Source organism: Nitrososphaera sp. (assembly GCF_050748925.1).
In the GTDB taxonomy this organism is placed as follows: domain Archaea; phylum Thermoproteota; class Nitrososphaeria; order Nitrososphaerales; family Nitrososphaeraceae; genus Nitrososphaera.
This window is the reverse complement of record NZ_JBOGQF010000004.1, coordinates 1-12275: the sequence shown is the minus strand read 5'-3', so window position 1 is coordinate 12275 and position 12275 is coordinate 1. Positions and strand designations below refer to the sequence as shown.

19 protein-coding genes are annotated in these 12275 nt (G+C 53.3%); 5 read left to right on the top strand and 14 right to left on the bottom strand.

The window, feature by feature from the left end; all coding sequences use genetic code 11:
• Positions 1–6: 6 nt before the first annotated feature.
• Complete coding sequence (locus ACREAY_RS00720; RefSeq protein ID WP_431753838.1) at positions 7–528, top strand: DinB family protein; 522 nt, start codon at positions 7–9, stop codon at positions 526–528.
• On the opposite strand, the gene ACREAY_RS00715 is transcribed toward ACREAY_RS00720, so the two are convergent.
• The 4 genes from ACREAY_RS00715 to ACREAY_RS00700 are packed head-to-tail and all read right to left on the bottom strand — an operon-like array spanning position 529 to position 3637.
• The gene (locus tag ACREAY_RS00715) at positions 529–726 is read right to left on the bottom strand and encodes a hypothetical protein (RefSeq protein ID WP_431753837.1); all 198 of its coding nucleotides are present in this window, start codon (positions 724–726) and stop codon (positions 529–531) included. It lies immediately after the preceding gene.
• On the bottom strand, positions 723–1985 hold the full coding sequence (locus tag ACREAY_RS00710; protein WP_431753836.1) for an MBL fold metallo-hydrolase: 1263 nt from the start codon (positions 1983–1985) through the stop codon (positions 723–725). Before ACREAY_RS00710 ends, ACREAY_RS00715 begins: the two co-directional genes overlap by 4 nt.
• A 45-nt stretch (positions 1986–2030) precedes the next feature.
• Positions 2031–2825, bottom strand: coding sequence for a hypothetical protein (locus ACREAY_RS00705; protein WP_431753835.1), 795 nt, complete (start codon positions 2823–2825; stop codon positions 2031–2033).
• Positions 2825–3637, bottom strand: a complete 813-nt coding sequence (locus tag ACREAY_RS00700) for a hypothetical protein (RefSeq protein ID WP_431753834.1) — start codon at positions 3635–3637, stop codon at positions 2825–2827. The genes ACREAY_RS00705 and ACREAY_RS00700 overlap by 1 nt, the downstream gene beginning before the upstream one ends.
• Before the next feature lie 109 nt (positions 3638–3746).
• Here ACREAY_RS00700 and ACREAY_RS00695 point away from each other — a divergent pair, with 109 nt between their 5' ends.
• The 3 genes from ACREAY_RS00695 (at position 3747) to ACREAY_RS00685 (ending at position 5312) form a co-directional block, all read left to right on the top strand.
• On the top strand, positions 3747–3965 hold the full coding sequence (locus tag ACREAY_RS00695; RefSeq protein WP_431753833.1) for a hypothetical protein: 219 nt from the start codon (positions 3747–3749) through the stop codon (positions 3963–3965).
• A gap of 335 nt (positions 3966–4300) precedes the next feature.
• Complete coding sequence (locus ACREAY_RS00690) at positions 4301–4723, top strand: hypothetical protein (protein WP_431753832.1); 423 nt, start codon at positions 4301–4303, stop codon at positions 4721–4723.
• A 295-nt stretch (positions 4724–5018) separates the two neighbouring features.
• The gene (locus ACREAY_RS00685) at positions 5019–5312 is read left to right on the top strand and encodes a 4Fe-4S dicluster domain-containing protein (protein ID WP_431753831.1); all 294 of its coding nucleotides are present in this window, start codon (positions 5019–5021) and stop codon (positions 5310–5312) included.
• 228 nt (positions 5313–5540) lie between these two features.
• Here ACREAY_RS00685 and ACREAY_RS00680 read toward each other — a convergent pair whose 3' ends face one another.
• The 4 genes from ACREAY_RS00680 to ACREAY_RS00665 all read right to left on the bottom strand — a co-directional run bounded on the left by ACREAY_RS00680 (position 5541) and on the right by ACREAY_RS00665 (position 8637).
• Positions 5541–6038: a hypothetical protein gene (locus ACREAY_RS00680; protein ID WP_431753830.1), complete on the bottom strand. Its 498-nt coding sequence runs from the start codon at positions 6036–6038 to the stop codon at positions 5541–5543.
• 88 nt (positions 6039–6126) lie between these two features.
• Entirely contained in the window at positions 6127–6726 is a 600-nt protein-coding gene (locus tag ACREAY_RS00675; protein ID WP_431753829.1) for an endonuclease V, read from the bottom strand.
• Complete coding sequence (tgtA, locus tag ACREAY_RS00670) at positions 6713–8224, bottom strand: tRNA guanosine(15) transglycosylase TgtA (protein WP_431753828.1); 1512 nt, start codon at positions 8222–8224, stop codon at positions 6713–6715. The genes ACREAY_RS00675 and tgtA overlap by 14 nt, the downstream gene beginning before the upstream one ends.
• Positions 8224–8637, bottom strand: a complete 414-nt coding sequence (locus ACREAY_RS00665; RefSeq protein WP_431753827.1) for an Lsm family RNA-binding protein — start codon at positions 8635–8637, stop codon at positions 8224–8226. Before ACREAY_RS00665 ends, tgtA begins: the two co-directional genes overlap by 1 nt.
• 124 nt (positions 8638–8761) lie before the next feature.
• Here ACREAY_RS00665 and ACREAY_RS00660 point away from each other — a divergent pair, with 124 nt between their 5' ends.
• Positions 8762–9055, top strand: coding sequence for a luciferase family protein (locus tag ACREAY_RS00660; protein ID WP_431753826.1), 294 nt, complete (start codon positions 8762–8764; stop codon positions 9053–9055).
• A 1-nt stretch (position 9056) separates the two neighbouring features.
• Here ACREAY_RS00660 and ACREAY_RS00655 read toward each other — a convergent pair whose 3' ends face one another.
• The 6 genes from ACREAY_RS00655 to ACREAY_RS00630 all read right to left on the bottom strand — a co-directional run bounded on the left by ACREAY_RS00655 (position 9057) and on the right by ACREAY_RS00630 (position 11915).
• Positions 9057–9362 carry a nitroreductase/quinone reductase family protein gene (locus tag ACREAY_RS00655; RefSeq protein WP_431753825.1) on the bottom strand — a complete coding sequence of 102 codons (306 nt, stop codon included), beginning with the start codon at positions 9360–9362 and terminating at the stop codon, positions 9057–9059.
• A gap of 34 nt (positions 9363–9396) precedes the next feature.
• A complete protein-coding gene (locus ACREAY_RS00650) occupies positions 9397–9540 on the bottom strand; it encodes a hypothetical protein (RefSeq protein WP_431753824.1) in 144 nt (47 codons plus the stop codon).
• A gap of 193 nt (positions 9541–9733) precedes the next feature.
• A complete protein-coding gene (locus tag ACREAY_RS00645; protein ID WP_431753823.1) occupies positions 9734–10114 on the bottom strand; it encodes a hypothetical protein in 381 nt (126 codons plus the stop codon).
• Positions 10104–10676, bottom strand: a complete 573-nt coding sequence (locus ACREAY_RS00640) for an adenylate kinase family protein (RefSeq protein ID WP_431753822.1) — start codon at positions 10674–10676, stop codon at positions 10104–10106. The genes ACREAY_RS00645 and ACREAY_RS00640 overlap by 11 nt, the downstream gene beginning before the upstream one ends.
• Positions 10677–10792: 116 nt before the next feature.
• Positions 10793–11293 (bottom strand): GNAT family N-acetyltransferase, encoded by a 501-nt coding sequence (locus ACREAY_RS00635; RefSeq protein WP_431753821.1) that lies wholly within the window; start codon positions 11291–11293, stop codon positions 10793–10795.
• A 211-nt stretch (positions 11294–11504) separates the two neighbouring features.
• Positions 11505–11915 carry a zinc ribbon domain-containing protein gene (locus ACREAY_RS00630; RefSeq protein WP_431753820.1) on the bottom strand — a complete coding sequence of 137 codons (411 nt, stop codon included), beginning with the start codon at positions 11913–11915 and terminating at the stop codon, positions 11505–11507.
• Between the last annotated feature and the right edge of the window lie 360 nt (positions 11916–12275).

The following is a 12275-nucleotide window of genomic DNA, read 5'->3' as shown; positions in this document are numbered from 1 at the left end:
TGCCCCGTGAACGTGGCAGATTTTCAAGAGCTTTATCGCTACAACCACGGAGTGCGCAAGAGCTACCTAGAGTCGCTGCCCCTGCTCCTGCCGTGGGACGAGCTAGCAAGGAACCGCCAGACGGCGTGGGTTTCAATCAAGGACACGATGCTCCACATAATCTGGGCCGAGGACACTTGGATAAACTACTCTATGCAGGGCGTCGAAGACCCGCGCAGGCCCTTCCCCTATGCCAGCTATGCGGATTGGGACGGGATAGCAAGCTATGGCGCGCACGTCATGACCACAGTAGAAGGCCGGCTCTCATCGATGCAGGACGCCGACCTTGACAGGCAGGTGTCCCGGGTGAACAGCGACGGTATCAGGAGGAAGATGAAGGCAAGGGACGTGCTGATGCACGTGTTTACAGAAGAGGTCCACCACAGGGGCGAGATAATCGCGATGCTGTGGCAGATGGACGTCCAGCCGCCGGACATGGGCTGGGCCTTGACGCTCGGGAGGACCGATCCGCCGTGGCACATGAAATAGCTAGGCCTTGGCCTGCCTTATCTTGTTGAGGTCCTTTTCAAGCGACTCGATGGTCTTTGGGATTTCTGCCTCGGCGCAGGCAAGGCACATCTGTTGGAGGGACAGCGGGTAGGCGAAATACAGCTCGTTGAGCGCAATGTCCCTTTTGCACTTGACGCATTTTTTCAGCTTGTAGGGGTCGGTGTTTTTTACTATCAAACGTCGACCACTTCGCCCTGCTCAGGCGCGCGTGCGTCATAGCCGTATTTTTCCTTGATCTCCTCTGCAAACTTGGTGCACGAAGGCCCGTCGCCGTGCACGCAGAGCACCTTGGGGTTGCCCTTTACCCTGTCTAGTATCTCAAATAGCTCGCTCCTGCTGTTGTGGCCGGAGAACTCGAAGCGCTTTACGTCTGCATAGCACTTGTGCATCTTGCCGTCAAAGCTTGCCTGGCGCTTTTCAAGGAGCATCTTGCCCGGCGTGCCTTCGCCCTGGTACGAGACGAGCGCGATGCCGTTCTTTTCGTCGCCCATGACGGCCTGCGTGTAGAATATCGCAGAGCCTCCGACGAGCATGCCTGCCGGCGATATTATGACGCACGGGTCGTTTGCGACCTTGCGGCGCCTGCTCCAGCCGGTTATCCATTCCGCGCCGCCAATTGCGCGCTTGAACATCTCCGGGTCGCGCAAAAACGTGGGGTGCCTGCTCATTATCTCGTTTGCCTTGAGGGCCATGCCGTCCATGACCACTTTATGCTTGAAATTATAGTGCTCAAGGACGCAGGCTATCTCTTGCGCGCGCTCGACAGAGAACGACGGTATGAACATTGTCCCGCCGCGCTCTATGACCTCGTAGCAGTACTCGACGAGCGCCTTTTCCGACTGCTCGCGGGGCGTCTGCTCGTTCTGCGAATACGTGCTCTCCATTATCATCATGTCCACCGGGCCAAAGTCCAGGTCGGCCGCGCGCAACAGTTTCGAGCCGCGGGTGTTGATGTCGCCGGTGTAGAACAACGTCTTGCCCTCGTGTTCGACCCGCACGGTAGAGCCGCCGACGACGTGGCCTGACTCGTGCAATGTTATCTTGACGTCGTTGACCATGTACGGCTCTCTGTACTGCAGCTTTTTGGAGCTTTTCAGCATGGTGGTGACGTCGATGTACTCGAACGGCAGGTAAAAGCCCGACAGCTTTATCATGTCCTCTATCAGGAGCTCTGACAGCTCAAACGTCGGCAGCGTGCCGAGCGCCGGTATCTCTGACGAGCCGGACAGATAGAGCGACGGGACGAATCCAGAGTGGTCCAGGTGCGCGTGGGTTATCACCACTGCGTCAACTTCCTTGGGCTTGATGTGCATAGGGAAAACTGGCTCCCTCTTTAAAAGCACGCCATAGTCCATCAGGATATTGGTGTTGTTGCATTGTGCGAGAAAAGCGGAGCGGCCAACTTCTTTGGCGGCCCCCATTACCTTAACTTTCAATCTTTATTACAGCTGAAAATCAACATATAGGCTCTTTAAAGTTTGCTAATTCCCGTAGATGCGCCAAAGCTGGCCGGCGGTCGTTTCCAGCTCTTCCATGTAGCCAAAGCCCAGCTTGTCAAGCACATATTCAAATTCATAGCGGTCCCGCGGGTCTTCTATGCCCACCTGGCGCTCAAGTGCAGCGCGGACAATGCCTGCCTTGGCCGGCTTTGCGTACACGTACCACAGGTTGTGCGCGCCGCGCATCCTGGCCAGTTCAGCCCTCTTTGGCTCTGGCATCTGGGTATAGTACCTGTTCATCATCTCGACGTTGACGTCTTCCCATGAAGGCGTGCGCCACCACGCGACTCGCTCAAAGCCGTGGCCGTCAAACTCTGCCGCAAGGCTGATGCCCTGGTCAAGGGTGGTTATGATGACGTCGGTGCTCTTTGAAACAGGATCGCGAAAGTCCTGCCCCGGCTCCATCCAGCCGACGAAAATGGCGTCGTACCTCCTGTCGATCCAGTGGGCGTCTGCAACCGCGATATGGGCGGGCTTTTCCATGCCAAGGCCGTAAAATATCCCCGCGTCCTTCTCCATGCCTTGCGCGCCCGGCAAAAACTCTTTCACACGCCCCAAAAAGTCGCCATAGCCGCAGCCGACGTCCAGGTACGACGGGCTATTGCTGACAGCTTTGGCAACGGCGACGACGCGCATCACGTCTATCTTCCGGTAGGAAAAGTAGGTGCCGGAAAAGAAGGGAAAGCTGTAGCGCTCGTGGTGTGGCGAAACCGCATTTGCCCGGAACTGCTCTAGCGAATGTTTCGCCCTACGCAGGTCGTCAGTCGCAAACGGCACTAGCCTAGCATCACTTCCCACAGCTTTTTTGCAGTCGTCAGGCCCGGCAGCTCTTCTTTGTAATGATAGCCCAGCTCGTCAAGCACTTCTTCAAAGTCGTATTCGCCTGCGTTTTCGTGCGCAAGATGCGACTCTAGACCCGCCTTTACCCTGCCTGCAATCTCAGGCCTGGCATATACGTACCAAAAGTTGTGCGCGCCGCGCAGTTTCGACAATTGCAGCTTTTTGTCCTCCGACAGCGCCGGGGTGTAATACCTGTTCATCAACTCAGCGTTTACGTCAATCCACGAAGGCGTGCGCCACCACGCGACCTGCTCGTACCCAAACTCATCATACTCGCACCCTCCGTTTATGCCGCACTGGCCGCCGGCGTCAAACGTGGTGACAACGCACTTTGCAATCCTCGCAACGTGCCTGCGAAAGTCGGTGCCCGGCTCCATCCATCCCACGAACGCGACGTCCACCGGCTTTCCCATGGACTCGACATCCTGCACCTGGATATAGTCCGGCTTTACTTCTTGCAGCGCGTAAAAAATGCCACCCTCTTTTTCAATCCCTGCGGCCTGCGGAAGGTGCTCTCGCACTCTGGCGAGAAAGTCGCCATAGCCGCAGCCGACGTCCAGGTACGACGGGCTATTGCTGACAGCTTTGGCAACGGCGACGACGCGCATCACGTCGGCCTTGCGGTAGGCAAAATACGACCCTGCGAAAAACGGGAAAATGTAGCGGGCGTGGTGCGCCGGCGGATTATGATCGAGAAACTGCCGATAAGCCTGTCTGGCCTGCTGCAGGTCTGAGAGCTTGAACGGCACACCCTGCACACCGGCGCGTCCCTATATTTTGCTTGGCGGTAGATTTCACTATAACACCGTTTATGAAATCCCATAACGCTTATTAAGTTCGGTTCGCAACATCTGAGTTATGGTTAGGAAATTTGATGACTGGTGGAAGACCGTTCCAGCTGACTTGAAAGATAGGGCTCGCAAGGGCGACGAGGCCAACAAGCCGTTGCTCAACCAAGTTAACTATGTTCTTTTGCACCTTCACCTGGCTGGCAAGCACGATGCAAAGCCGAGCCACGAAGAGCTCAAGGACTGGCTACACAGCGGCCAAGTCGACGTGCTGAGAATGAACAAGTAAATTCTCTTTTTTCCTTTTTAATTTTATTTTTTCGTAAAACAGCGGACGCTGCGCTGTAACATTCTCCTATAAGAGATATTAGGAACCAGAATAGTTCAAGTCTGGTTGAAAACGTCCGGCCTGCTGTCGATGGCTCTCATGGCATCACTTTTTGTATCGGTGCTCGCCCCTGCCATGATGGTACGTGCATTTGCGTGGTCCTGTTGGCCGGAGGCAAATGTGAGCATCCTATCCTTCGATGGAAATAATCTCAAGGAGGCAAACGCGAGAAAGCCCGTCATTATCTCGCCGAATTTGATGATAAAAGATGCAAGTCAGGTTATACCCCCAATGCATTGATAATCGAAGCGAGAAACTCTGACGGAGTAGAGTTCGTGCGCTGGCAATCAATTTCGCCAGAGGAAGAGCCTTACAGAATCAACACACAATGGGTACCTGCCCGGGGAGACAACTATGAAATAAAGGCAAAGGTTGTCATTGACATGGTATCATACTGTTCTGGCATCGAGCCCTCACACATGGATTACGAGTATTGCAAAGACCTCGGCCCTGCAGTCTTTTTACCCCGTGAATTAGGCAGCGGGAAAGCAAATCTGGTGGTGCTTGGCGACCTGAAAGGGGTCATGCGCGACCTGCGGGTAACGGATCGGTTTGATGCCGGAGCAAAACTTGCCAAGATCCCAGTAAACTTGGACTCTGTCATCCAAGTTACCCTGACGCCTTTCCGTTGGCCGGCAACATATACCCTTCCTTGCTGAGCTTTGAAATCTATGACTCCAAAGGGAGACTCGTTCATACAAAGCTAGTACACGGCCCTGACACCTTTTCTGGCGTCGACTGGGTCCCTTCCAAGGCTGGCAAGTACACAATCAAAGCGACATTGACAGACAGCCTGACAGAGCCTAAAATATCGACCCATATCGTAAAAACCGTCAGAGTCGTTGACAAGTAATCTTGTGACTGCCGGCTACTTGAGATGGTTATAACAGCGTTTTGGCAATGCCACAGGGTTTAAATAGTTTAGAGCACTGTCAACGTTCAGTGAACTAATAGATGCCAATTGCTATACTTCCAGACGTAGATGAGCAAAGATGCATCGGCTGCGCACTCTGCGTAGAAATCTGCACCGCTCTCGGTCCAGACGTACTCAGGGTAAAGCCGGTGGAAGGATGGAAGAGGGGTAAGGCATTCGTGTTCTATCCAGAGAGATGTATCTCAGACGGCGCATGTGTAGGCGTTTGCCCGACACACGCAATCTTCTGGATGAGGCCGATGCAGTACACTGCCGGACAGCCAGTCCCGCTGCACAAGAACGGTGTGTTCAGCAAGGGCTGGGAAGAAGGTTAAGTTTCATCCCACCTTTTCTCTTTTCTTTTTCAATCTTTATTTAGTTGATTGTCGATTATTCTCCCATGTGCGACTCTATGTATTACGAAGAAATGCGCAGGCACAAGGCAAGAAAGCAGATCCCGGAACCCGAGCCTGAACTTGAAAAAGTAGAGCAGCCGGTATTAATCAAGGCCTGACCAGCTGCCTTTTCATTTTTTTACACTGTTGAGTGTGCAGGGTATTACTCTACAGCTCTATCATCTCGACAGGCGCTATTACAGGACCTCTATCGAGCTCTTCAGGTTTGTATGCAAAAATTAGCAGGCTATAATCCCCTGCCTGTTCTGGCTTCCAGTACGTTTCGACGGACACACTCCCTGATCCCGCTACATCTGCTTGGACGGTCGTCAAAGATTCAGTTTCACTATCCCTTCTGATCTCGCTGGCGACAATGTACTCGCCGGAATTGCTATCTGGGTTTGAAAACTCTGTTTGAATTAATACTGGATGGTTGGTCTTGAACGACTGATTGGGTTCTATCTCTCCTATCAGACTATGGTTAACATCGTAGGCTTTGACTGATGTTAGATTCAGTTTGGAAATAGAATTATCTCCGCCGGTTTCATTTGCAATAAGACTTTTGGAGTTTAAAGGATTAAAATTAGCATAATAGATCAGAGCTGCTGCTATACCAGCTGCTATTGCGACAGCCGCTATGAACAGAAATGTTTTCTTCTTTTGCATGTTGGAGCTCATTCCAGATACTTTTGTTAGTCCGTTTCTTCATTCTGATAAATAAATAAGATGGAGTAATCCCTCCAGATTCAGCATGTCATTTTTTTGACATTTCGTCTGCCAGCCTCAGGGGCTCTGGCATCCAGCTTTTTGCAACCAGCCTTTTCACGATATCGACAGCAGTGCCCAGGCTTGTCCTGTGCCCGACGCTCACGTACAGCCTGCCATTGACCAGCCGGCCGAGCACCTGGCCAGCAAGCTCGACGTCCTCTCCTTTTACCCTGCCGCACAGGAGGCTCTTTGCGACGCCTATCGCCGGCCTGTCGAGCGTGACGCCGACAAAACAGGCTAGGCCGCACCTCCTAGGGTGGAGCTGCCCGTGGCCGTCGACGAGCAGCAGGTCATAGCGCTTTATGCGCTTCAGAGTGCGCAGGACGGGGCCGGCCTCGCGCAGCATGAAAAGGCCCGGGATGTAAGGCTGGGTGACCGGGCTTGCCGTGCTTGCCTGCTCTACTATGTTAAAGGACGGGTCAGTGACCACGGCGGAACAGTGCGCCACGCCCTGCCTGTACGAGACGTCGACTCCGCATACAAGCTCTATCTTGCCAAAATCGTCGCGTGCGATCACTTTTCCTGCATTTTCCTTTTGCATCTTGACCGCCGCAGAAGGCGTCCTTGGGAGTCTATAGCCGGTCAATCACGTGATCAGAGTGGTAATCCTCTACGCGGGCCTTTAGCTTTGCCTGCTTCATGAAATCGTCGGCGACCACTATCACCTCGTCAAAGCTGTTGTTTGCCAAAAACGCGTCGAGCGACTCGGTAAAGCTCGGGTAATCGTCGATCTTGCGCGCAAGCCTGCTCGTAAGGTTGTGCGATGCAGGGAAAACGTCGGATATCTCTGCGGGTATCACGCCAAGGAACGGGTTGTACGCCGCAACCTGCGCGTCGGGGAATTTCTTGGCAAGCTCTTTGAAACCCCTCGTTGAGTAGAACGGGTGCACCTCGCCTTCAGGAAACAGCACCAGCTTTTTCTTGGCCGACTTGAACGCAGACGCCATCTGCCGAAATCGCCTCGCCTCCGGCCTGTGCTGGTCGACAGGGTCAAAGAAAAAGATCGCCTTTTCCTTGAACGCCGGCGTGTTGTCTGCCATAAATTCAAATTCGCTCCCGCCAAACAGCTGCACCGCCTCCATCAGCTTGGGGTGCGCCCTTGCCTTTTGCACCGCATACTCCCACATCCTGCCGTCCATTATCGCCTGCTTGCAAGTATCCACCTCTGCCTTTAGCACGTGCAGGTTGTGCTTGGCGACTTCGATGGTTTTCTGGTCCTTTGGCAGCGACCGCAATTCATCGAGTTTGTATGATGAACAAACGGGGCACTGGCACGGCAAATAAGCAAGGTCGGCAAGCCTGGCCGTGCCCTGCGGCTGCATGTACCTGTCGTCCTTTGCATAAAGCATGTATGACGCAGAATCAAACATGTCGCAGCCAAGGGCTATTGCAAGCGGTATCGTCAGCGGGTGGCCGGCGCCAAAGAGGTGTATCGGCTTTGCCGGTATCGCTTTTTTGTACCTTGCAATCATCCGGGCAAGCGTCGCAAACTCGTATGCCTCCATGACCTCGACAGGGCTGCCAAGCGCCATCAGCTGGTAGCCCATTGCGTCAAGGGCTCTGGCAGAATGCTCTACCAAATCATAGTGCTCGGCGCCCTGCACCGGCCCGACCCAGACCGCGTCCGTCTCCCCGACCACTTCCAGCGTCTTTTTGCAGTTTTCAAGCGTTATCCTGACGTACTCGCTTGCCTTTTCGTATGGAAGGCCATAGCCGGTGGGCTTGTCCAGCGGAATGGGGATATCGCTTTTGATGTCTTTTTCAAACTGCGCCATCACCGCCGGCTCGACTTCGACAGAGCCGTATTCAAGGACCTGGTAGCCGCCCGAGTCGGTCATCACCGAGCCGTCAAAGCCGATGATGTCGTGGATGCCCCTTTTTCGCGCCTCGTCGCCATAGTGCCTGAACGTGATGTAGGCGTTTGTTATCACGAGGTCAAAGCCCATTTTTTTCAGGAACTGCGGGCTGATGGTCTGCCGGACGGGGTGGACGACAGGCACGAACGCCGGCGTCTCTACAGAGCCGTGGGGCGTCTCGAGCCTGCCTATGCGCGCGGCAAGATCCGTGTACCGGACCTCAAACACTACTTCTTTGTCTCCTTCATAAAGGCGTCATAGATCGACCTGACCCTGTCGGCTGCAAGGCCCGAGCCCTCTTCCACGCCAAACTGGGTCACCTTTATTTTGTCCATGACGATGATGGCGCCGACGTCTTCGCGTATCTTTACCAGGCCAGGGAACGCCCTCTCGAACCTCTCTGACAGCGCCCTGAAGTCAAAAGGCTTTTCCATCAGGCGTATCTGTTTTACGAACATGCCGTTCAGGATCATCTTCAGTATGCCCTGGCCCTCGACGTTGTCAAGCACCAAGTCGAGCTTGTCGTCTATGCCGGCCAAGGTGCCGTTGTAAACCTTGTTATCCGTAGTCTCTACCGCGACTTTTTTCCCGACGAATTGAAGCGTCTCTTCGCCAAATCTTCTTGTAACAACCGCTGACATGCCTTTCTCAATTGTTCGCTGGTATATATACGAATTATTGGCCCAGCAGCTTGAGCGTGCATGCACTTGCACGACTCTTTTGTAATCGTGTGCCAATACAATTAACGTGAAAGGCGCCGGCGATATGATAAGGAAGGAGCTGCTCAAGTGGGATAATGTCACCGTCCATGAACACCAGTTTGGCAGCATCGTCTTTCGGGTGGGCGGGGAGGAGATAGGGCACCTGCACGGCGACATAATGGCAGACATACACCTGCCGGCAAAAATGATCAAAAAGCTGCTGTCGGAAGGCAGGGTGTCGCCCCACCACATCGTCCCGCAATCCGACTGGGCAAGCTACGAGATCCGCGACGCCGATGACGTCGCCAGAGTGATAGAGCTGTTGCGGATGCAGTATGAGAGGCTGGCAAAGAAATGAGTTATGGCGCCAGCTCTACAATCAGGCCCTGGCTCCACCTGTATTTCGCGTCCATCAATTTTGAAACGGCCGCCGCCAGCTCGGACCCGGGCTCGACTGGCCGCGCAGTCCCCTGAAACGTTCTGTCGCCCACGCTGAACGATACCTGCGGGCTATGGGCGATATTTTGGACCCAGTGCGCTCGCTCCGGGTGCTCTGACACTATGTAGTACCTGCCATTGTACTCGACAAACCAGATCTCTATCCTGTGCTGCCTGCCCGTTTTCCATCCTGTCGTCGCCAGGTAGAGGAATTGCGGCTGGCTCACCGCCTATAATTTCCGCATGTTGCTCTTAAAACTGCTAGTACGAGATGTCAAAATGGCGGTGCATGCCGTACCGCTTTACGTACTTTAGCAATTCGTCATAGCTCTTGCCGTCATTGCCGTGCATTTTTTCCAGCTGCGCGTCGCTGTATGCATGAATTTCCTGCTCTGCTTCTGCCAACCATCAATCCAAACCATGTAGAATTGATAAAGCTTTTGCAAACCTAGCAGAGAAGCTTTTCCAGCCTGTCAAGGGCCGCGTGCCAGCGTTTCTTCATCTGCTCTACGTCTTTTTTGCCGGCAAGCTTGCCATGCTGCACCGCGCCCTGGCTTTTCTGCTCGCCCTTGCCGATAAAATAGGCCTCGACAGAGGTTTAATCAGGCCACGTTATCCTCATCGACTTGCCGGCCATTGCCCTGCGCACGACTATTTCGTCCGCGAGCCATTTGCCGCGCAGCTTTTCATCGGCCCAGTTCCTGTAAAGGACATCGACAGGAACCGCAAAGGTCCTGCTGGCGCCTGCCGAGTACCCTCCCGCCTGCTGGTACTTTTCCCGCAGCCCGCGCTCTTGCTCATAGCTCACTGCCACCATCTGCGCCCACCAGCCCGGCACGCCGGCGCTGCCAAGGTACTGCGCTATCTCTTTGTGAGCCATTTTTTTCGCCCCTGCCTTGTCAAGGAGCGCAAACCCCCCTTTCCAGTCCCTGCCGGTCTTTTTCCTGACCGCCTCGTCGCTTATCCTGCTAGTAGGCAAAGAACTTTTGGACCTCCTCCTCTGACAGGATGGCGAGCCAGTCCACGACGCCGACTCTTTTTGCCGACTTTTTCTGGAGCGCCGCGATAATCTGACCTGCGGTTTCCTCCGGCGTCCTGTTTGTGGTGTCAAATTCGCCCACCTTGCGCTTGCCAAAAGCCTTGATCGCGTCGTACAGCAGGACGCCCAGGATCTCGGCAGAGACGTTCTCGTTTATCTTTTCACGCGTGTATTTGCGCTCTGCAAGGGTCGACTCTAGTTTATTTGGCGACCTTCTTAGGACTGCGGCCATGTCGATGCCTGCGCTTTTCAAGACATAGGGGGCAAGGTGTCCGACGATAACAAAGCTGTCCTTCTTTTTCAAAGCCGTTGCAAGCAGCTTGCCCAATTTCTTGACGTCGACGTCGGCGCCGTGGCTTGTCTTGGAAAGGACCGCGTCATTTTCAAGGGCGACTTCATTGATGTCGATTATCTCCGCGCCCAGCCTGTCAGCAATCAACCTGGCGCTGGTGTGCTTGCCTGCGCCGGGGTTGCCAGTTATCACGAGCCTGAATGCCTTCAACCTGTATTGCAACAAGCCATGCGCTATTCTGCCTTTCGCTACTTCCGTAAACTTGGCGGCGCTTTCTGTAAACTGTCGGCAAAGTTTATCCCGATTTTCCCGCTGTGACTTTTTATCTAAATCTGCAGGAGTTTTTCATAAACAAAGAAGGTCTTGTCCGTGCCCCTTGACCAATCCCGTGTAGAATTTCGTCTGTAGCCTAGTTGCTCGTAAACACGATGAGCTTCTTTCATCGTTTGCTGAGTCGAAAGAATCATTCTGGAATATCCAAAAGAGACAGCCCGTTGCTCACAGGCCATGATGAGGTGTGATGCAATGCCTTGACCCCGTGTTTCTGGATGGACTGCCAGTAAATGAATTTCAGCTTCATCTGCTTCTGCCACCTGACAAGTGGGACTTATAGAGGGTACAAAAATAATCATACCGAGAAGTTTTTTCTGCACTGGTGATCTAGCCAGCATGATCTCGCCACGTTTTCGCACTTCAGCAGGTACAAAAATTCTCTCGGCGTTTGATTTGTCCGTGTACCCCTCTTCTACAAAAACACGAGTCAACAACGACGTAATTTCCCTATTTTCTTCAATTGTACCATGATAATGCACGATTTGAAAATTCACGATCTAATGGTCAAAGTTCTATTTTACTTAAAAAGAATGACCTTTTTCCGGACCGAGCTCTTTCGCTATAAGTTTATTCGACAGCATGGACAAAATAGTGCATGCGAACCTGCGAGTCGTGCGGGCGTGTGCGGTTCTACTCGCTCAACTTTATCTTTTCAAAGACCGTCTGCAACGAGTGCTACCTTGCGCAAAAAGAGCGCCAGAAGCGCTAGCCCTGCGCGCTGCCGCATTTCGTGCAGAACCGTGCGTTTGCCTTTAGCTTTTGGCCGCAGCTGATGCAGAACCGGGGCTCCGGCTCCATAGTCTCGCGGTTCAAGGGCGTAATCTGGGGCGGGGTCATCTGGTCCGACGGCGCGGACTGCATGCCGCCGTACATGTCAATAACGGCGCCGGTGGGCCTGAACGAGTCGTCGGTGTCAGGAGCAAGCTGCGCGTCGCTTTTTGATCCTTTTTCCTCGATAAACGTCATGAGGCGTGGCACCTGCCCCGATGGGGAGTTGACAGGCTCGCCCAGCCACACCGCAAACTTTCTCAAAGTCATCTCGGGTGTGGAAAATGTGAGCGAGTGAGTCGACATGTAGTCGTCCGTCGCGGCCCTGCCGTTGAACACCTTTGCCATGCCACTTGATTGCCGTGCTAATAATTAATTCTTTTATAATTGCAGGTGTCCGTGCTGGAAACGCGGGCGCGTGAAACAGAATGGTGCGGGGGATTTACGCTCGTTTTTACTAGTAAATCTGCTCATCGTACTGCTAGATTTGGCTAGCTTAAATGCTGGGTAACTAACGAAATACCTTTGCCTGATAAAAGCTCTACAAAAATAACAACAGTCTTTGATGATATAGGTACACAATTGGAATCTATAGCAGGTTAAAAAGTTATAGACACCTGCTATGGTGTCTTTCACACATTGAAGATAGTCTATCTAGATCAAAATGCTTGGGTCTATCTTGCCCAAGAGTATTACAATGGGGGAAAT

Excerpts from the sequence above, each read along its gene's own strand:
- ACREAY_RS00695 (WP_431753833.1), top strand. The coding sequence starts at position 3,747 with ATGGTTAGGAAATTTGATGACTGGTGGAAGACCGTTCCAGCTGACTTG.
- ACREAY_RS00685 (WP_431753831.1), top strand. The coding sequence starts at position 5,019 with ATGCCAATTGCTATACTTCCAGACGTAGATGAGCAAAGATGCATCGGC.
- ACREAY_RS00680 (WP_431753830.1), bottom strand. The coding sequence starts at position 6,038 with ATGCAAAAGAAGAAAACATTTCTGTTCATAGCGGCTGTCGCAATAGCA.
- ACREAY_RS00665 (WP_431753827.1), bottom strand. The coding sequence starts at position 8,637 with ATGTCAGCGGTTGTTACAAGAAGATTTGGCGAAGAGACGCTTCAATTC.
- ACREAY_RS00660 (WP_431753826.1), top strand. The coding sequence starts at position 8,762 with ATGATAAGGAAGGAGCTGCTCAAGTGGGATAATGTCACCGTCCATGAA.
- ACREAY_RS00630 (WP_431753820.1), bottom strand. The coding sequence starts at position 11,915 with ATGGCAAAGGTGTTCAACGGCAGGGCCGCGACGGACGACTACATGTCG.